This window comes from Treponema putidum (genome assembly GCF_000755145.1).
Taxonomy (GTDB): domain Bacteria; phylum Spirochaetota; class Spirochaetia; order Treponematales; family Treponemataceae; genus Treponema_B; species Treponema_B putidum.
Window position 1 is genome coordinate 910,509 of the sequence record NZ_CP009228.1, and the last position, 20,653, is coordinate 931,161.

General features: G+C 39.1%; 14 protein-coding genes and 1 pseudogene. 7 read left to right on the forward strand and 8 right to left on the reverse strand.

Annotation, left to right across the window (positions count from 1 at the left end; all coding sequences use genetic code 11):
• Window positions 1-7: 7 nt before the first annotated feature.
• Window positions 8-1,615, reverse strand: coding sequence for a bifunctional aspartate carbamoyltransferase catalytic subunit/aspartate carbamoyltransferase regulatory subunit (locus JO40_RS04090; RefSeq protein ID WP_044978179.1), 1,608 nt, complete (start codon window positions 1,613-1,615; stop codon window positions 8-10).
• A gap of 321 nt (window positions 1,616-1,936) precedes the next feature.
• Between JO40_RS04090 and JO40_RS04095 the strand changes: the two genes are divergently transcribed.
• The 4 genes from JO40_RS04095 to grdD all read left to right on the forward strand — a co-directional run bounded on the left by JO40_RS04095 (window position 1,937) and on the right by grdD (window position 6,537).
• Window positions 1,937-3,310, forward strand: a complete 1,374-nt coding sequence (locus JO40_RS04095; protein WP_044978180.1) for an L-cystine transporter — start codon at window positions 1,937-1,939, stop codon at window positions 3,308-3,310.
• Window positions 3,311-3,321: 11 nt separating this feature from the next.
• Entirely contained in the window at window positions 3,322-3,609 is a 288-nt protein-coding gene (locus JO40_RS04100; RefSeq protein WP_338065263.1) for a CC/Se motif family (seleno)protein, read from the forward strand.
• A 222-nt stretch (window positions 3,610-3,831) separates the two neighbouring features.
• Entirely contained in the window at window positions 3,832-5,370 is a 1,539-nt protein-coding gene (gene grdC, locus JO40_RS04105) for a glycine/sarcosine/betaine reductase complex component C subunit beta (RefSeq protein WP_044978182.1), read from the forward strand.
• 12 nt (window positions 5,371-5,382) lie between these two features.
• Complete coding sequence (grdD, locus tag JO40_RS04110) at window positions 5,383-6,537, forward strand: glycine/sarcosine/betaine reductase complex component C subunit alpha (RefSeq protein ID WP_002673026.1); 1,155 nt, start codon at window positions 5,383-5,385, stop codon at window positions 6,535-6,537.
• 80 nt (window positions 6,538-6,617) lie between these two features.
• Here grdD and trxA read toward each other — a convergent pair whose 3' ends face one another.
• The 5 genes from trxA to JO40_RS04135 all read right to left on the reverse strand — a co-directional run bounded on the left by trxA (window position 6,618) and on the right by JO40_RS04135 (window position 12,561).
• A complete protein-coding gene (gene trxA, locus JO40_RS14445) occupies window positions 6,618-6,941 on the reverse strand; it encodes a thioredoxin (protein ID WP_144242322.1) in 324 nt (107 codons plus the stop codon).
• A 147-nt stretch (window positions 6,942-7,088) separates the two neighbouring features.
• Entirely contained in the window at window positions 7,089-8,174 is a 1,086-nt protein-coding gene (locus tag JO40_RS04120) for an ABC transporter ATP-binding protein (protein WP_044978183.1), read from the reverse strand.
• Between the two features lie 42 nt (window positions 8,175-8,216).
• Window positions 8,217-9,101 (reverse strand): sugar ABC transporter permease, encoded by an 885-nt coding sequence (locus JO40_RS04125; protein ID WP_044978184.1) that lies wholly within the window; start codon window positions 9,099-9,101, stop codon window positions 8,217-8,219.
• 16 nt (window positions 9,102-9,117) lie between these two features.
• Complete coding sequence (locus JO40_RS04130; RefSeq protein WP_044978185.1) at window positions 9,118-11,151, reverse strand: ABC transporter permease subunit; 2,034 nt, start codon at window positions 11,149-11,151, stop codon at window positions 9,118-9,120.
• Between the two features lie 99 nt (window positions 11,152-11,250).
• Window positions 11,251-12,561: a sugar ABC transporter substrate-binding protein gene (locus JO40_RS04135; RefSeq protein ID WP_044978186.1), complete on the reverse strand. Its 1,311-nt coding sequence runs from the start codon at window positions 12,559-12,561 to the stop codon at window positions 11,251-11,253.
• A 137-nt stretch (window positions 12,562-12,698) separates the two neighbouring features.
• Between JO40_RS04135 and rny the strand changes: the two genes are divergently transcribed.
• Complete coding sequence (gene rny, locus JO40_RS04140) at window positions 12,699-14,228, forward strand: ribonuclease Y (RefSeq protein ID WP_044978187.1); 1,530 nt, start codon at window positions 12,699-12,701, stop codon at window positions 14,226-14,228.
• 50 nt (window positions 14,229-14,278) lie between these two features.
• On the opposite strand, the pseudogene JO40_RS15310 reads toward rny, so the two are convergent.
• Together JO40_RS15310 and JO40_RS04150 are read right to left on the reverse strand one after the other, a co-directional pair.
• Window positions 14,279-17,379: pseudogene (locus JO40_RS15310) on the reverse strand (AAA family ATPase).
• 21 nt (window positions 17,380-17,400) lie between these two features.
• On the reverse strand, window positions 17,401-18,552 hold the full coding sequence (locus JO40_RS04150; protein ID WP_044978188.1) for an exonuclease SbcCD subunit D: 1,152 nt from the start codon (window positions 18,550-18,552) through the stop codon (window positions 17,401-17,403).
• Between the two features lie 45 nt (window positions 18,553-18,597).
• Between JO40_RS04150 and JO40_RS04155 the strand changes: the two genes are divergently transcribed.
• Together JO40_RS04155 and JO40_RS04160 are read left to right on the forward strand one after the other, a co-directional pair.
• Window positions 18,598-20,211 carry a methyl-accepting chemotaxis protein gene (locus JO40_RS04155; RefSeq protein WP_044978191.1) on the forward strand — a complete coding sequence of 538 codons (1,614 nt, stop codon included), beginning with the start codon at window positions 18,598-18,600 and terminating at the stop codon, window positions 20,209-20,211.
• Between the two features lie 75 nt (window positions 20,212-20,286).
• Window positions 20,287-20,646, forward strand: a complete 360-nt coding sequence (locus tag JO40_RS04160) for a GntR family transcriptional regulator (RefSeq protein ID WP_044978194.1) — start codon at window positions 20,287-20,289, stop codon at window positions 20,644-20,646.
• The last annotated feature ends 7 nt before the right edge of the window (window positions 20,647-20,653 follow it).

Genomic DNA, 20,653 nt, shown 5'->3' on the forward strand with positions numbered 1-20,653 from the left:
GGAAGGGCTAGTTCTTTTTTTCTCCCCAGATCTCTTTAAAGGTGTGAATTGTTCCGCAATATTGGCAGGCATATCTGTTATCAACAGTGCGGTAAAAAATTGCGGGCGCACCTTCGGATTGAGCGGGATGTGAAATGCAGGCCTCATTTTTACAAATCAGATCTTCAAAGTTGTAAATTCGAGGCGGAAGGTGAGTCCGGTATTTTGCTTGAATTTTTCCGTCTTTTATAAGATTAAGGGTACAGCTTGAAGCAACAGCCGAAAGCCGCTTTAAATCAGCTCTTGAGAATTTATATTCGCCCGGCCTGAAAATAATACCCTTAAAGGTTCCCTTATCCTTTGTAGAAGTTGAGACCCATTCACCGCCCTTACCTTCTTCGAGCCCCATAACATTGATAATTTTGGACATGTGATGCCTTATTACTGACGGTTTATCTCCTCTGCAAATATGATCAATGACTATTCCATTTTGTATTGGGCGTACACCTTCTGAAAAGGTTTCAACCTTACTTTCTTTAGAATTACTGATAGGGACTTCAACTATGTAATCTTCATCTTCAATCGATGAGCTTTGCTTGACTTCAGGCCCCTTATAATCATCGCCTATTTTTCCTGCTATCATCGAAAGGAGAACCATTCTTACGTACATTCCGTTTATAGATTGCCTTTCCCAGCCATTAAAAGAGGTTGCATCTAAAAAAGTAGGAATCGTCGGATGAACCCGATGTCTAGGCAGAGGATGATAAAAGCGGGTATTTTCATGAAGCTTTTCGATAAATTCTTTTCGGAAAGTTATGGAACGGCGCAGTTCATCCTGTTTTTTTAAAATTTGTTCTCCCATTCTTTCAAGCTGTGGACGGGTAAAGTACCAGATAAGAGCTAGATCGGATTGCTCCAGATACTCCTCTATTGAGGAAAATTCTCTTACGGTAAATCCGTTTTCTCTCATTCTAACCTTATAGTATTCAGGCATTGCAAGCTCAGGGGGTGCTATCAAGTCCACTTTTACTGAATTAAAAATTTTTAACCCATCGGCTTTTGAATGAACTGTCCGGCCGTGATATAGGTCGCCTACTAAGGCAATGTGGATTTTATCAAAAGACCAGCCATTATCTTCTATAAACGTGAATTCATCAAGAAGCTCTTGAGTAGGATGTTCATGCCTACCGTCTCCGGCATTTATAAAAGCAGGCTTTCGCTTTAAGTTATTTCTTTGATAAAAAGCCTGAGCTTCGTTTTCAAGCCAGCGGCATACTCCCTCTACCTTGCTGCGGACAATGAATATGCTGTTTTGATAACCGGCAAGGGTATTAAACGTATCTGCATAGCTTTCTCCCTTATTAAAAGAAGAAGATTCTGCGGCTAAATCACTTAATTTTACTTGATGAAATTTTGCTGCATTTCTAAATGACTCTTTTGTACGGGTACTGGGCTCAAGAAAAACCTCATAGATACCGAAGTCTTTGTCGTTAATTCTAAATTCATCCATAACCTTTTGGTCATCTTCTTGAATAGCTTTTTTTAACCGCCTTGTTTTTTCAAAAAGATACTTTCTTTCATCGATTGATAAATCATCAATTACAGTCAATGACCGTCCCATAAATTTGTTTGCCATTTTAAACTCCTGTTAAAACAAAAATGCAAAAAAAAACATCGGCAAAACCGATGTTATCAAAATAAAAGAGGTGTACAAAACTTGCAGCTTATGTTAATTCCGGAATAAATCATCTTGGCACCTCCATAAAAATGCGGACTAAATCGTACACATTAAAAGAACTCTATCAAAAAATAAAAAAATTGTCAATAGAACGAATTTTAATTAAGAATTATTTTGGTTGACAATTTTTTTAACCATCTTTTTAGACGTCTAGTAAAAGGTTTTATATTATGATAGAATAGCCGGCGATCATAAAATACAAGTATTTAGGAGTTTTTTATGGACATAATCTGTATAGTAGGCATTGTAGCTGCGGCATTATTACTCATGTATGGAATTAAATACATGAAAAAACTGAATATGAGTTTTAATGTACGTGTAGTTACAGCCCTTGTTGTAGGTATCATCTTTGGTGCAATATTGCAGCTTACTATTAAAGATACAGCTCTGATAAAAAAAGCAATGAGCTGGATTACTTTAGTAGGAAGCGGTTATGTACGATTACTTAGGATGATTGTTTACCCTCTAATTATTGTGAGCATTACAAAATCAATTGCTACACAAAAGCAAAACATTGGAAAGGCAGCAGGAAGAATTTTAGCTGTTCTTATTATAACTGTTGCAATAGCAGCACTCGTAGGAGCTCTTACAACTTCTGCATTCGGCTTATCGGCAGAAAATCTTACAGCCGGTGAAAGTGAAATTGCAAGAGGAAAGGCTATGGAAGGCAGACTTCAGGATTTTGAGGCAAAACCGATTCAACAGCAAATTCTTGAAATTATACCGACAAATCCCTTTTCCGCATTTTCAGGTCAAGGTTCAAATGCTACCTTGGCTACGGTTTTCTTCTCTGCAATGCTTGGATTTGCAGTCTTATTCTTAAAAAGAAGTAATCCCGATAGTGCAGACGTATTTATTAAATGGCTTAATTCGTGCTCCGATGTAGTTATGAGACTTGTCCGAATGGTTCTCCGCATTACGCCTTACGGAGTTCTGGCTCTTATGATTAATATCACTTCAACTTCAAATTTCTCCGAAATCTTAAGACTTATCGGATTTATCGGAGCAAGTTATGTTGCAATTATCATAATGTTTATTGTACATGGATTGTACTTGCTTACTGCAGGATTAAATCCTATAACTTTCTTTAAAAAAAGCGTTTCAAACCTTATGTTTGCATTTACATCAAGGTCTTCGGCAGGAACTCTTCCTCTTACCGTTTCAAACCAAGTAAACAATTTAGGTGTTCCCGAAGGTATTGCTAACCTTGCAGGAAGTTTGGGTACAAGTATCGGACAAAACGGCTGTGCAGGAATTTATCCGGCGATGTTGGCTGTTATGATTGCTCCCACGTTAGGAATCAATCCATTGGCACCGGTCTTCCTTGTAAAACTTATCATAATTACGGCATTGGGCAGCTTTGGAATCGTTGGTGTAGGAGGCGGAGCAACATTTGCCGCAATCATAGTCCTATCTTCAATGGGCCTTCCCATAACTCTTGCAGGTCTTCTTGTTGCTATTGAGCCCCTCATCGATATGGGCCGAACAGCCTTAAACGTAAGCGATTCTCTTCTTTCAGGTGTAATTGCAGCAAAAAGAACAGGCGAACTGGATGAGTCAATTTATAACAGAAAAGAAATTATTATTGAATAAGGAGCAATTATATGACAATAAATATTGATGACAAAGTTTTGGATTATTTAAAAAAAATCAATTCTAAGGCAATAACTATTGACCTTATAGGATGTGCTTCCTGAGGTGTGGGAGAACCCCAACCGGTCGTGTCACCGGTAGAACCTAAAAAAGATAGGGAAGAGTTTAAATTGATAAAGTCGGGAGATATTGATGTTTATGTAAAAAGTAAAATCAATGCATCAAACGATACTCTTTTTGTTAAATACAAGAAAGTATTATTTTCCGAAAAACTAATTGTCGAAGGTATAGTCTTTTAAATAACCTTATTAAATTATAACTACTAGCGGCAGATAGTTTTTTGAAGCATCTGCCGCTTTTTATTTATCAAAAAAGCTCTTTTAAATTTAATCTCTTAGTATTTTTATAAAGTTCCATAAATAAAACCCTTGAATAATAAATGAATTTAATATAGAATACGTTAGGCCATCGTTATTAATTGGCAAATTATTTTAATTTTATATAAATTTTTTGGAGGCATTATGGCAAAAGTCGCTATAAAAGGAGCAAGCTACATCTTAGTTCATGCTCCCGATCTTCTTTTTCACAACGGTTCAACTCAAACAGGCACAAGGCTTGCAAACCCTGAGGATGAATATTTAAAGGCAATACCCTCTCACTTACGCAGCTTTGAAGAGGCAGTAAACTATCCGCCTAACCAAGTTTATATCGGAAACATGACTCCCGAAGACTTGGAAAAAATCCCCGAACCTTGGTACAAGGATGCAAAAAAGGCCGAAAGAAGGGGCAAATTCGGCGAAATTATGACTCAGGCCGAATTCTATATTTTGATGAAACATGCCGACGTTTTTGAACTTGTTTACTTCACAAAAGAATTCACAGCTCAAGCCGCAAAACTCATCGAAAACCATCCGATAATGAAAACCCAAGACATCAAACTCGGTGAAGGCCATGACATGGCAGAAATCCAAAAAATGGTTGATGCCCACACAGCAGAAGGTCTTTACGAACAGGGAAAACTCATCGGCTGTGTAAAACAGGCTCACGATACTGACGAAAACTTGAGTGCCCACACCATGCTTGAAAACATAGCAACAAAGGCTTCCGGTATTCTTTCTGCATGGCACATGGGAAAACTCGAAGGCATCGATATGAAAGATGTTGAATACATCATCGAATGTTCTGAAGAAGCCGCAGGCGATATTAACCAGAGAGGCGGCGGAAACATTGCAAAGGCAGTCGGAGAAAAATCGGGCTGTGTAAATGCAACCGGCTCAGACGTTCGAGGCTTCTGTGCAGCTCCCGTTCACGCAATTATCCATGGAGCAGCCCTTGTAGCAGCCGGTATCTTTAAAAACGTAATGGTCGTTTCGGGAGGCTCGGTACCCAAGCTCGGTATGAACGGAAAAGACCATGTAAAAAAAGACCTTCCCCTCTTTGAAGATATGATCGGAGGCTTTGCCGTTATGCTCAGTGCAGACGACGGAGTCAACCCCGTTATCAATACCGAAGTTGTAGGAAAGCACGTAATTTCTTCCGGTTCCGCCCCTCAGGCCGTTATGAGCGTATTGGTTTACGATCCTCTTAATGCCGCCGGTTTAAAGATGACCGACATCGAAAAATACTCGGCAGAGCTTCAAAACCACGAAATCACCGCTCCTGCAGGTGCCGGTAACGTACCCGAAGCAAACGTAAAGATGATTGCCGCTTTAAGCGTTATGAAAGGCCAGCTTGAAAAAACTCAAATTGCCGAATTCGTAAAAAAACACGGAGTTGTCGGCTTTGCGCCCACTCAGGGACATATCCCTTCAGGTGTTCCCTTTATCGGACATGCACGCCGCGATATGATGGCAGGAAAACTCAAAAATACAATGATAATCGGAAAGGGAAGTTTATTCCTCGGCCGTCTTACAAACCTATTCGACGGCTTAAGCTTCTTAATTGAAGCCAATGACGGAAAAGGCTCCGCATCTGCCGGTCAGGACACAGCCGGAATAAAGAAGATTGTTGCCGAAGCAATGAGAAATGTAGCTGAAAATATTCTCAAATCCCAAAACTAAGGAGATAAGAATATGGCAGATAAAAAACAAATTGCTGATTTATTTTTAGGACTTGCCGAAGGGCTTGAGGGCGGCTCCTTTGCCGGCCGATTCCCCGTCGGTTTAACAATTCCGGGAAGCGAGCACGGCGAAGCGGAACTTGTTTATGCCGCAGAGCTTGCCGCAAAAAGAAATCCCGATCTGGATGTAATCCTCATCGGAGGACCGGAAGCAAAAGGCTTAAAACATTTCCCCGCAGCAACTCTCGAAGATGCTCATAAAGAAATGGAACGCCTTTTTAAAGAAGGAACAATTAAGGCTTGTGTAACCATGCACTATAACTTCCCCTTGGGCGTAAGCACCGTAGGAAAGGTTGTAACTCCCGGAAAGGGCCGCGAGATGATTCTTGCCACCACCACGGGAACAACCGATGCAAACCGCTACAAGGCCATGCTTTTAAATGCTATCGGCGGTATTGCCGTTGCCAAGGCTTCCGGAATAGCCGAACCCACCGTAGGTCTTTTAAACATTGACGGTATCGCCGTTATTGAAAAGGCTCTAAACAAAATGAAGGAAAAGGGCTACAAGGTAAACTACACCGAATCGAACCGTGCAGACGGAGGTGTCCGCATGAGAGGAAACGACCTTTTGCAGGGAACTCCCGATGTAATGGTTTGCGATACCCTCACGGGAAACTTGCTGATTAAGCTCTTTTCTTCCTTTGTAACGGGCGGAAGCTATGAAGGCTCAGGATTCGGTTACGGACCCTGTATCGGTTCGGGCTATGATGATGTTGTCGGAATTATTTCGAGGGCATCGGGAGCTCCGGCCATAGCCAATGCCTTAAAATTCGTCGCCGACTGTGCAAAGAACAATGTTCACGGCATCTATGCAGAAGAACTTAAGGCCGCTAAAAAGGCGGGCTTGGATGAGCTTTTGGAAGATATGCCCGGAGCAAAGCCCGTTGCAGCAGCCGCTGCCGAAGAAGTAAAGGCTCCGCCTAAGAAAACCGTTGATGCCGGTATTCCCGGAATCGATGTTATCGAAATCGAAGATGCCTGCAAGGCTCTTTGGAAGGAAGGCATCTATGCCGAAACGGGAATGGGTTGTACCGGCCCCGTAATCATGGTAAGCGAAGAAGACTTACCTAAGGCAAGGGATGTACTCCACAAGGCCGACTATATTTAAAAATATCCGGTTTAAAGAAACTCTTTAAACCGATTAAAAACAAAAAAGGCGGGGGCTTTTAAAGCTTCCCGCCTTTTCTTTTAGATATGCTTTGAAACAAAGTTTACAAGGCTCTTTTTATCCATATAACCTGTGTGTCTATCCACCTCTTTTCCGTCTTTTAAAACGATGAGGGTAGGAATTGACATAAACTTAAATTTTACTGCCAATTCACGTGCATTATCCACATTAGACTGTGCAATCACAGCCTTGTCGCCGAGTTCCGCCTCGGCAGCCTGCAGCTCAGGACTGAGCTGTACGCACCCCGGTCACCACGGTGCCCAAAAATCAATTAAAACGGGCTTGGCGGTCTTTAAGGTTTCATCAAAATTAGCATTTGTAATATCCAATACTGCCATAATCATCTCCTTATAATTTAGATTAGAAAAATTCATTTTTCCCGATTAGTTACAATATACAACATTCTAAAATATAGGGCAAGACGGAAAAGCGATTTATTTTAAGGTATAAAATATCTATGTAAATATAAAGGTCTCCTGTAAAAACTCCGTTTAATTTATTCTTTCGGTAGTTTCTCCGTCAAAAAAATGCAAAGCATCTAAATCAAATGTAAAGTCATGAATTTCATCCACAGCATATTTAAAATATCCTGGTTCGCTCATAATACAGTCGGTACCGTCGTCCAACTTTGTATATAAAAGCTGTTCTTTGCCGAGTACTTCAATTACATCTATTTTTGCATGGAAGGAATTCTTTTCATTTTCTCCTGCAATAAACCGTTCGGAGCGTATACCAAGGTATACTTTTTTGCCCTCATAAGCAGCAAGAACTTTTGCGTCAGCTTCTTTCGGGAATACTTCGATGACACCCGAAGCGGTTATAAAACGCCCATGTTCAATTTTGCCTTCAAAAATATTCATTGTGGGAGAGCCGATAAATTCGGCGGTAAAAATATTGGCAGGCTTATTGTAAAATTCTTCGGGTTTGCCCACTTGCTGAATCTTTCCTTTATTTAATAACACTATTTTTGTAGCCATTGTCATGGCTTCTGTTTGGTCATGCGTTACATAAATTGAGGTAGTGCCAAGTTGTTTATGCAGCCGAACCAATTCAACTCGCATGTGTTCGCGCAGCTTTGCGTCAAGATTTGAAAGCGGTTCATCCATTAAAAAAACGCCCGGACGTCTTACCATAGCGCGTCCTAAAGCTACCCGCTGCCTTTGTCCGCCCGAAATATCCGATGGCTTTGCATAAAGATTGTCGCTTATTTGTAAAATCTTTGCTGCCTCTAAAACCCGCTCATGGATAACTTCTTTTCTTTCTTTTTTCATTTTTAATGAAAAAGCCATATTATCATACACCGTCATGTGCGGATACAAGGCATAAGACTGAAAAACCATTGCAATATCCCTATCTTTCGGAGCAACTTTATTTACAATCTTTTCTCCGAAAATAAGTTCTCCCTCCGTTATCGAATTCAGCCCCGCTATCATTCTCAATAATGTAGATTTTCCGCAGCCTGAAGGACCTAAAATCACACAGAATTCTTTATCATCAATTTCCAAATTGATATGTCTAATCGTAAAATTTTCTCTTCCTTCATATTTTTTGCCGATATCCTTTAAACTAACTTTCATACTATCTCCCCTTCATGTAATGTATAATTAATTATCATGTTTCTATCCTTTTACCGAACCGGAACTTAGCCCTGAAACCAGTTGATTTTGCAAACTGATAAACAAGATTATGATCGGTATTGCCGTTAATAAGCCGCCCGCCGCAAATGCCGGTGCGTTCATAGTTCTTGCGTCGTTTATAAGTGTAAATAAGCCTACGGTAAGCGTATAATCTTTTGAATTAGTAAGTAAAACTTTCGGTAACATGTAATCCATAAAAGGCCCGATAAACGACCAAAGAGCAATAATGGCAAGCATCGGACGCGCAATCGGCATAATGATCAGCCGATAAACCCCCATATTTGAGCATCCGTCTATTTTTGCAGCGTCATCAAGCTCCCGCGAAATTGAATCTATATAACCTTTTAGTATAAATGTGTTTCCTACGATTCCTCCTCCCGAATAAATTAAAACAAGCATTGCCTTTTTTGAAAAAAACGGAATTGCCGTAGAAATAATCGAATGGAGGGTATAAAACGCGGTAAGTCCCGCAAAAACCGGTATAATTTGGATAAGCATAATTCCCATAAGAATAGTTTTTTTGCCCGTAAATTTATACCGTGAATACGCATAACCGGTAAATGACACGATTAAAAGTGTCAGTAAGGCGGTTGCAATAGCTACAATAAGCGTATTTTTTACCCACATAAAAAAATAGGTCTCGGTAAAAAGATATTCAAAGTGCTTAAGCGAAAAACTGAACACCGATTGAAGTGAAATATTTTTCCCTTGATTTCCGTTAAACGCCGATACAACAATAATAGCCAGAGGCAAAATAATAAATAAAGCCCAGACGATCATAATCAGATAGGAAAGGGCAAGAAAAATTCTACCTCCGGTATTGAGAGGCTGCTTATCCGACAAATAAAGTTCATTTTGTTTTTTCATCTTTATTCTCCTTGTCTTAATCTTCTTTAAAAGCTTTTGTTCTTCTAAAATTCAAAAATGCAAATACCATAAGAACCAGCGAAATTCCTATCGTAATTGCAGCCCCTATCGCTTGATATTGATTTTCGATAGTTAATTTATAAATATAAGAAATCAATATATCCGAACTTCCTGCCAAATTTCCATATTTTGTCGGATTAAAAGGCCCGCCCAAATTAAAAAGATATATAATCGAAAAGTTATTAAAATTAAAGGTATACTGCATTATTAAAAGCGGAGCGGTTTGATAAAGCACTAAAGGCACGGTAATTTTCATAGTACGCTGAAAACCGGTTGCACCGTCTATTTCGGCAGCTTCATATAAATCTTTTGGAATGCCCTGCAAAACGCCCGTAGAAAGTAAAAAGATATATGCGGAACCGAGCCAGCTCTGTAAAAGAATAAGTGCTGTGCGGGTAAGATGCGGATTATTTTTAATATCAATCGAAAGCCCAAACAGTTTTTCAAGCAATTCTGAAATAGGACCGCCGCGCGAAGCCATTATCGAAAAAAACATAATCGTTATAAACGCAGGCACCGCCCACGGTAAAATATAAATTGTTCTAAAAACTGATTTTCCTTTTATTCTTTCTTGATTGACAATAAGACTTAAAACAAAGCCTATAACAATCGAAAGCGTGGAGGCTCCCACTGTCCAAATAAGAGTCCATCCCAAAATAAGATAAAACGCTTTACCTGCAACGCCGTGTCCCGTTATCAGCGTTTTATAGTTTTGCAAACCTATCCATGAAAATTTATTTTGATGTACCGGATCCATATTTGTAAACGAAATAAAAACCGTCGTCAAAATCGGAACTATTACGATAAATACAATAACAATTAAAGCCGGAGCTGACACCAAATAAGGAAAGCCCTCCCGTTCAATGCTCCGTTTGCTTTCAAACCAAGTTTTCCGTCTTATGCCTTTTAAGGCATTTACTTCAACCTTCCGAACATCTTTAAAAGAAACAATATACAGCAAGACCGAAAAAAGAATTAAAATTAGAGCTATAATGCCTTCAATCATAAAAATAATTGATTTATCTATTTTTGTTCCGCCTTCGGCAAGTCCGATAAGCCCTGAAATTCCGGAACCTTGATAATTCGTATAGCCTAAAATATAGGGGAATGCAATGAGATAAATAAAAATTGAAAATAAAAAGAAAATACCGGCTTTTACATATTGTTTATTTAATAACTGTCCGAGACCGGGTAAAAAACAAGTAAAAACGGAAATTAAAGGAAACCGTTCCAATTCGATAGGCGTTTTTCTTCTTACATCGGCAATATCCGATTCTAAAACATTCAGTTTTGTTTTTATATCCATTTTAAGCCGATATGTAATATTTTTAATTTCTTCTTGTAAACTCACTTTGGGGTCGGTAAAAGATGCGGCAAGAACATCTTCTTTATATGCAGCTCTTTTGATTTTGCATTCGGTTTTATAGGCCTTTTTTGAAATGGATTTGGATGTATATTTTTCCGATAGTGTTTTCAGTTCGGTTTTTAATTTTTCTTTACGCTCTGCAACGGTCAGCTCAATTGTTTTTTGAATAATTGTTCTTTCATCTTCATCAATGTCTACTAGTTTTTCTTTTGCTGTCTGGAGTTTCTTTTGAAGCAATGCTTTATGGGCAAGGATATCCGGTATATATCGTATTTCAAGTTCTGCAATTTTTGCTTCCAAAAAAGCGTCATAAGAAAGTTCCGCAAAATCTTTATAAAATTCTTTTTTTCGCTCCGCTTTAAAAAGCCGTAGATTTAAATAATCGGTTGCAGCATCTTCTCTATGCGAAGCCGAATATTGTTTTGTTTTCCGTCTTAATGTTTTTAAAAACTCTTTCCGTTTTACCTTAAAATCTTCAAGTTTAATATTGTATTCGTGTGAAGACTTTGCAGCTTTAAGTTCTTTGCGTTTTGCAGAATCGGCTTCCGCCAATTCTAACAGATATAGGTTTTTCCTAGGGTGAATATTACCTATACCGTCCGACAAAGTTTTTGAATAAGTCATTTTCACCTCCGGTTTTAAAGCTGCCGGACAATACTATGTCGGCAGCTTTTAGGATATTAGGAAACCTCTAAAATCTGACAGAAATTTTAGAGCTTACCATTACATTTTAAAGTTTGCCATCATTGCATCGAAAGAAGCCTTTAATTCTTTATATGCTTCCTCGGCATTTTTAGGATTAACACTGTTCCATGAAAGAACGGCATTTCTCCATGTATCCCAAACCTTTCCCCATTCCTTAAATAAAGGACGGGCAGGGGAAATTTTATAAGATTCTATTACTGCCCTAATAACAGCCTTTTCTGTATCTGAAAGATTTGAAGCGGTATATGTTTCGGCAGGAACATTTTCCAAAATCTTACCGGTCGCTTTAAAAAAGTCTACGGCATATTTCGGGTTTACGATTTCTTTTATCATCGCTTCGGCAAGTGCATATTTTTCTGCATCTTTTTCGATACGGGAATTAATAGCAAGTCCCCAGCCGCCTTTCCAATGTAAAATCGGTTTACCGTTTAATGTAATATGGCTTATAGGATAAATTACAAGATTTCCTTTTGTCTGTTCCAAAATACTTCCCGTATCCCACGGTCCGCCCAAACGGATAACGCCCTTATTTCCATTACTGAATTCTTTATCAATATAACCCCAACCGGCATCTGCATCAAAAAGCGGAGTTTTGTTTTCATAATTGAGCTTCCAATAATTGTATATAGTTTCAATTGCAGCTCTTTTTTCTGCCGGTAAATCTTTAAATTCCATAACCATATCGGAAAAAAGTTCCGTTCCGTTTTTCTTTCCTAAGAATTCGATTGCAGCCGAATTTGCAGGAGCAACTCCGTACCATGCATCAAAAAGAGGCAATAAAACGGTTGCAGGATCTTTTTGATTTGCAAGTTCGAAGGGTTTGGTATAATCGGAACCTTGTGCTTTTGCATTTGCTGTATTTACAAAGGTAATGAGTGTTTCTATATTAAGGGGGAAAGCAAGATATTCGTTACCGATTTTTAAGTTTCCGCCAAGTCCTAAATCAAAATTCGACCAGCCGCCCAATTCGGAAGAAATTTTTTTGGAATCGATGGAAGCTAAAGCTTCATTCTCCGCAAGTCCGTAAAGTCTATCGGCAGGAATTGCAAATAAATCTGCTACATCCTTATTTGAAGCATCTGTGGCATCAAGCCTATCCAAATGGTCGAAAGCTCCTACTTCAATAAGTCTAATTTCCGTATTCGGATGAGTTTCTTCAACCCTTTTTACTGCTTCTTTGTAATATGGCATCCAGCCTTGTTCTGCTTGTACGGTTAATACTACTTTTTGCTTTTCGGTTTTACCTCCGCAAGAAACGGTGAACGATAAAGCAAAAAACAAACCGATAAAAAATAAACCGGCTACAAATACATTTTTTTTATGTTTCATAAAACTCTCCTTATAATAAAAAGTATATCATAAAATTTACGCTTAAACAAGAATAAATTTCAAAATTTTCATTGACTTTTTTTTCGATTGCTTGTATTATGAGACTGGACAGTAGTCATTTTTTAAGGAGCATACCGATGAATTGGATTTTGTATGTCATCCTTCCTGCTGTCTGTGTAATTCTTGGATGGACGATTCGCTGGCTTTATGCCAGATTTCAACTATCTGCTTCTGAACAACGTGCAGAACGGATTTTACAGGAGGCAATTAAAGATGCCGAGGCTCAAAAGAAGGAATTCTTTCTTGAAGCAAAAGAGCAGCTGATTCGGGAACAAAAACAGCAGGAACGGGAAAATAGGGAACGCCGGAGTGATCTCCAGCGCTTCGAACGCAGGTTGACACAAAAAGAGGAAATCCTCGATAAACGTGTCGAAACTGTTGAAAAACAAGAAAAAGAGCTTGTCAAGAGGGAAGCCGCACTTGATGAGCGGACGGAATTTTTAAGCGGTGAAGAAGAAAGATACAGGGAAGAATTGGAAAAAATTTCCGGTTTGACCCAGCAGCAGGCAAAAGATTTGATTATCCGCGATTTGGAAACTGAAGCAAAGCATGATGCAGTTACTATTATAAATAAGATAGAACAAGAAGCTCAGTTGACGGCAGAAAAAAAAGCGAGGGATATTCTAATTACTACGATTCAACGTCTTGCAACGGAAACGGCCAGCGACATTACTGTCTCAACGGTCAGCTTGCCCAGCGATGAGATGAAAGGAAGGATTATCGGCCGCGAGGGACGCAATATCCGAGCCTTGGAAACTCTTACCGGTGTGGACATAATTATCGATGATACCCCTGAGGCTGTTGTAGTATCTTGTTTTGACCCTGTGCGCAAAGAAATTGCAAGGGTTGCTTTAGAAAGATTAATTCTTGACGGCCGAATTCATCCGGCACGTATTGAAGAAATCGTTCAAAAGGTAACCAGAGAAATTTCGCAAAAGGTTTATGAAGAAGGAGAAAAGGTTCTATTTGACCTAGGCATCCATAACATGAACCAAGAAGGCGTAAGGGCATTGGGAAGGCTTTATTTTAGAACAAGCTATGGACAAAATGTGCTTCAGCATTCTAAAGAAGTAGCCATAATCGCGGGAATGATTGCAAGCGAAATCGGTGCAAACGTCGAAATAGCAAAGCGAGGCGCCTTGCTGCATGATGTCGGAAAGGGTGCAGAAACCGATTCCGATAAAAACCATGCCGAAATAGGAATGGAACTTGCAAAGAAGATCAATGAAGATCCGAGGGTTGTAAATGCCGTAGGCGCTCATCATAATGATATAGAACCTACTTGCATTGAATCGGTAATTGTACAGATTGCAGATGCGATTTCAGCCGCCCGTCCGGGCGCAAGACGAGAAACTATGGATAACTATGTTAAGCGTCTTGAAAACCTTGAGCAGCTGGCTGAAGGTTTTAGCGGAGTTGAAAAGGCCTATGCAATCCAAGCCGGAAGGGAATTGAGGGTTGTTATCAACAACGAAAAGATTTCCGATGCCGATACCAAGATTTTGGCCCGGGACATTGCAAAAAAAATCGAAAACGATTTGCAGTACCCCGGAAGAATCCGCGTAACCCTTATACGCGAAACACGTATCGTAGAATACGCCCGCTAAAAAATCACTTAAAAAAGCCCTCCCTTTTGAGGGCTTTTTTTATTATCCAACTATGACTTATAGTTTTGATATTTTACCGCTGAACCGTTGGCGGTTTTTTCTATTTCGATTTTTTGGGGGATTCTGGTTTTTAGCTCGCTTACATGGGAAATTATACCCACCATGCGGTTACCTCTTACCTCGTCGAGGATACTAATGGCATTTTCAAGGCTTGCTTCATCGAGGCTGCCGAAGCCCTCATCAATAAACATTGAATCCAATCTTATACCTCCGCTTCTTGTTTGAATGGAGTCGGCAAGGCCGAGGGCAAGGCTTATGGAAACCATAAAGGTTTCTCCTCCCGAAAGGCTGGCTGTAGGGCGGACGCCTCCTGTGTAGGCATCATAAATTTCCATATCCAGTCCTGAAAGGTTATTGCCCGAAAGCTCCTTGCTCAACTTTAATACATAGCGGCCGCCGCTCATGCGTTCAAGACGAGTGTTGGCATAGATTATTATTTCACGTAAAAAGGCCGAGAGCATCCAAATATCGAATTTCAGCTTATACTTATTGCTTCCGTTTAAACTTAAAGAAAGCTCGGTTATAAGCCGAGCTTCTTCGGCCCTTTGTTTTAGTTCGCTTAAAAGGTTCTGCCTTCTTTCAAAAAGGTCTTTAAGTTTGTCGAGGCCGCTTTTTACTTCAGTAAGGCGGTCTTGTTCTTCATCAAGATTTTTTTGCAAGACTATAATTTCGTCCTCAATTTTTTCGGGCTGAATAAAAGTTTTTCCCTCAATATCTTTTTCAAGTCCGGCAGCGGAATGTTCCAAGGTAATTTTTTCTTCTTTGAATTTTGTTATGGTTTCTTCAAAATCGGCGATTTTTTCGTCAGATAAAATAGAATCTAAAAGCTCTTTTAAGGATGAAAATCCTTTACGCTCAAAAGAATCTTTTAAATTTTCTTCTTCTTCCAATAAAGATTTTTCCCACTTGGCCAACTGATCCTGCCTTTGAATAAGGCCAGCCTTTATGCTTGTATGCCTGTCATTGCTTTCCTTGAGCCTCTCCTCATAACCGCTTATTTTGCGGTCTGAGGTAAAAATCATTTCATTGCAGCTTTCGATTGTGTCATCTATATTTTCCTTTTGGATATCGGAAGGAATAAACTTAAAGGCATCGTCATATTGTTTTTTCTTTTCATGAAGGATTGTGTTTAACTCGCTTTCTTTTATTTTTATATTTGTAAGGGCATCCGTTAGACTCTCCTTTTGATTTTGAATGGAAGAAAGCTTTTGCTCCAAATTTATTTTAGACGTGTTTGCCGTTTGAGCTTCTTTAAAAAGCAAGGAATCTTTTTCAGCATCCTTTCCGGCTTGCGGAAGAAGATCTTCTATTGCTTTTTCGGACGGCATCTCTTTAAAAATAAAGGGGTAGTTTTTAAATTCTTCATTTAGATTAAAAAAGGAGCGGTCAAGCTCTGCCAGCTGCTCCTTGTACTTGTCGGCATCTTTATTGCGGGCTGTGAGGCTGTTGCTGAGGTTTTCTCTATCATGATTAAACTTTTCTATGCTGCGTTCGCACTTTTGTATTTTTTCGTCCAGCGAAAAAATACTTCCGGTATTTTCAACGGCTGGGGCAGGATGATGGACTGAGCCGCAGACAGGGCATGGCTCTCCTTCTTTTAAGTGAACGGCAAGGGCAGAGGCTTTTTGGTTTATTTCCAAATCTTTTTTTCTTTTTTGAGTTTTTCAAAAAGTTCTTTTTCTATTTCGATGTCCTTTAAGATTAACTGTAAATCGTTGTAGTTTTTCTCGGCAGCCGCCTTATGGGTTGTATAGAGCGTTGCCGCCTTTTCTTTTTTTGAAGAGATTTCAAAAGCTATCTTTAGGTAAGAAAGCTTTTGCTTTGAAGTTTCAGCCCTCTCTTTTCTGTTATCGAGCTCGCTGATTATTTTAAGATATTCCGAAACTTTATCTTTAAGTTCTTGAATATTTTTTTCGGTTTGAGCAAGTTTTTCGGTGTTTTCTTTTTTTTGTAAAGAAAGGCCTTTTTTTTCGTATGACTTTTCTTCAATTTCTTTGTGTATTTCGGCAGCCCTTTTGAGGCGGTCAAGACTTTGCTTTAAAAAGGTATTGTTTTCTTTTTCGGCTGAGATTTCTTTTTCTTGTGCTTTAAGACCTTCCAAAACTTGGGTTACGGCATTTAAGTCTTTTATCTTTTTTTCGATATCGGTTTTATATTCGGCAATATTGTTTTTCAGTTTGCTTACGGAATCTGCAAGACCTGCAAGGGAAGATGCCCTGCGGGCTTTTTCGACCGCTTCTTCCATCAGTTCCGTTTCTTCTTTATGAGCGTTAAGATTTTCGAGCCTTGTTTTTATTGTTATAAGTTCTTCTTTTTTTTCTTTGAGAACCTTTGCCTGTTCTTTTTCGGAAATTTTTTCCTCTATTTTTTTTGATATTTTGTTATAATTTTTTTTGATAAGTTCAATCTCTTTTTCAAAACCTTCTTTTTTTAAAAGATAGGAATCGGCATCGAATTCTTTGCCGAGGGCTTCAAGAGAGTCTTCAATATTTTTTATCTTATAGGATTCGGCTTTTTCTCTTTCTTTTAAGTTTTCCATGATTTTGCTGTAGCGTGAAATCGGAAAAAGCTCTTCAAGGGTTTCTTTTTTTTGGCTTGAGTTTTCACGTAAAAAGGCGGCGAATTCTCCTTGAGGGAGGAGCACAATGCGGGCAAATTCTTTTTCGTTTAGGTTTATGATATTCAATATTTTTTTATCCGTATCCCGCTTATTTGTAGAACTTAAATCTTTCCAAGTTAGGCCGTCCCATTCGGCGAGAGCAGATTCTTCAGGCGTTTCGTTTTTCTTTCCCGGGCGTAAAAAGGGGAGGCGTCTAAAAATCTTGTATTTGGAATTTCCCATTTTAAAGATGAGCTCTACTTCGGCCGTTTCCGTATCGGGGGCAAACTGACTGCGGAGGCTGCGGGTAATTTGGGAGCGGCAGCCCAAAGGTTTTGAATAAAAGGCATAAGAAATTGCATCGAAGATGGTGGTTTTTCCGGCTCCTGTTTTTCCGCATACCAAAAAAATGGAATCCATCCGGCTAAAGTCTATTGTGTGTGTTCCGCGAAAAGGGCCTATGTTGGTCAATTTTAAAATTTCAGGTTTCATTATTCCTCCAGCAATGTCTTCTTATGTAAACTGCTCTTTGCAAAGGCTTTTGAAAAGCTCCTGTTTTTTTGCGGAGGGCTCTTCATCTATGGCCTTTTCAAAAAGCATAAAGTTTTCAAAGATGACATCTTCGTCTTCAATGTTCTTTTTTAATATATGAATTTGCTCCTCCTCTTTTAATTCGGCTGCAACGGCCTCTTGATGCAGGTTTAAAAGATAGGGAAACTTTTGCTGTAAGAGGCTCATAGGGCTTTGAATTAGGGTAGAACCTGTAAGCTTTATTTCTAAAAAATCGTCCTTGTAGGCATCGAATTTATCCGTATTAAAAAAATCAAAAAAACTTCCCTCTAAACGGCTCATTTTACGCAATGGAATAATCGGAATTTTTTCTACCCGAACAGGAAACCCTTGAGTTTTGCAGTCTATGTCGACGGATAGAACAACCTTTTCTGTTGAACATTCATCGAATGCGTATGTGAGGGGTGCACCGGAATAGTACATTCTGCCGGTAATTTTTTGCATTTTGTGTAAGTGCCCTATAGCCGTATAGGTAAAAAAATCGAAGAGAGCGGGCGAAACATATTCTGCAGTGCCTAAAAAAGACCTTTCAGATGAGGAACTTTCTCCGTTTAGGGTAAAAAGATGAGCAACCAAAACCGACGGAATCGAAGGATCCACAGCTTCTTTTAAACGGCGGGAGGCTTCTTGGGCCATTTCTGATTGAGATGTCAATTTTAATTCCGAATTTTCTTTGGAAAATGAGCTTAAATGCAAAAAAGGCATCAAAAAAAATTGAACTTTTTCTCCATTTTGTGCTATAATGATGGGCGAGCATAATTTGCCGATGTCTGCAGCAATGTGGATATTACCGGAACTTAAAATTTTAGAGCCGAAGGCTAATCTTTCGGCAGAGTCATGGTTTCCGGGTATGATAAACACGGTCGTATCGGGACAATCCTGATGGACGGCAGATAAAAATGAATCGAAGAGAGCTACATATTCTGCAGGAGGAATAGAACGGTCGTAGATATCTCCCGCAATAATAAGGGCTGCATAATCATCTTTTAAAAGAATTTTATGAATATCATCGAGCATTTTTTTTTGCCTTTCATATTGCGATGTTTCGTACAAGTTTTTACCTAAATGCAAATCGGCTGTATGCAAAATTTTCATACATCTAGTGTATGGGTATTTAAGGATTATGTAAAGGACATTGGAATGAAAAATTACATAAAAATCATTTTTTCTTTATGCGGTATTGCTTTGGCCTTAGGTATCGGCGGGGCGGCTTTTTTTATTGCTGCAAAGCCTTCGTCCGATTTTCAGCTTAAGACGGATTATCTGCTTGAGTACAGGTTTTATCTTGTAAGTTTAAAGGCGGATATGTACAGGACTGCAAGCAAGGATGGGGAATTTTCGGTTCAAAATCTTAAAGCAAGGATAAAAGAAACTATTAATTCTTTTGAAAATTTAAAAAAACTTTCAGCTGCCGACAAAAACGATTCCGGCTTAAACTTTGCATATAATGATTATGAGAACTCAAATAATAAGCTGTTTAAAAGTATAGAGGCTTGGAGGCAGGAGTTTGAGCTTACGGGAGATTCTTCAGCAAAAACTTTTTTGCCTGTGCTAAAAGAATTCGATTCCGTACAAAACAGTTTTGAAAGGCTTAAAGATGAATACAAGGACGGATTTATAAAGCAGGAAAAAAGATCGAAAACTCTTGCCGTCTTATTGATTGTTTTAGCCTGGGTTATAGGCGTGTTTTTAACATGGCTTCTTTCTTCGATTATATATAAAATTTATATAGAAAGAGAAAGGGCAAAAAAAGCAAAACTTAGACTTCATGCAGGGCCTAAAACCGAAGTGCATGAGGTACAAAGGCCTTCTTTTGATAGAACTGAAGACAAAACATTGTCTGCACAAAGTTCCGCTTCGGTAAATACAGCTTCAGCAAGCTATGCTGCGCTAAATACCACGTTGCCGAACACTTCTTCGTTAAGCAACGCAACGGCCGAGATATCTGAGAAAAGCACCCGGCAGCCGGTTATTGTGCAGGGCTATTATTCCAAATCAGCTCCCGTCCGCATAGAAGAATCGTCTGTTTCGATAGAAAGAGGACTTTCTATCGAAAACTCTCCCGTTTATCTCAAGCTTCAAAACGATTATAAAGAATTAAAAGAAGTGTCCGATGAGTTAAATGCGGCTTATAATGAACTGCAAGAAAAACACAAGGAGCTGGGTTCATCATATAAAGAACTGCAAGAATCTTTAAAACAAGACGATGAAAAAAAAGCTGAGAAGTGCGAAACGGTAAAATCATTTTTAACCGATATACAGATGGAAGCTGCCGAAGCCCAAGAAGATGCTCAGGCGGCACAAGAACTTGTAGAGACTTTTCAGGGCGGGCATAAACTTTTTAAATCCACCTACGAAAAAATCGTCCATATAAATCAGAGCATTGCGGATATACAGGAAATGGCGGAGGTTATAGCCGGTATTGCAGAGCAGACAAAGATGCTTAGTATGAATGCCGCTATCGAAGCGGCCCATGCAGGAGATGCCGGAAAGGGTTTTGCCGTTGTAGCTGAAGAGTTGGGACGTTTGGCGGCAGCCTCAGTTGAAAGCTCTGCCGGAATAGGAAAAACGGTAATCGAGGTGGTAAAAAATATTTCGTTCATGGCAAAGAGCAGCGAAGATCTGGATAAGGCCTTTAACGATATAAATACAAAAACAAATAAGGTCTATACAACAGTTGTAAATTTTTCGGATAGAATGGTACAAACTTTCCAAAAAACGGACAACGTTTTACGAGGGCTTGACACAATTTAGCAATAATAGTATTATAGACAGATAGTAGAGTGTTTTAAATTACTCAAATTCATTGTGTTGTGGAGGTTCTTTTTTGTGAAAGTTATATACGATCAAAATCGTCCAATATATTTACAAATAGTTGAAAAAATAAAATGTAAAATTGTCTATGGAGAGCTTAAACCGGGTGATAAAATTCCTTCAATGAGCGATATGTCCGCCGAGATGGATGTAAACCCGAATACTATGTTCAGGGTCTATAAGCAGCTTGAAAGCGAAGGCATAACGGAATCAAAGCGGGGACTAGGCAGTTTTGTTGTAAATGAGGCTGATTTGGTAAAAAAATTGACGGAAGAGATGGCAGATCAGATTATCTTGCCGGCTATCGAAGGCCTGAGGAATCTAAAATTTTCTAATGAGCAAATAATGGCGTCTATAAAGGCAAAAATAGAATAATTTTTTT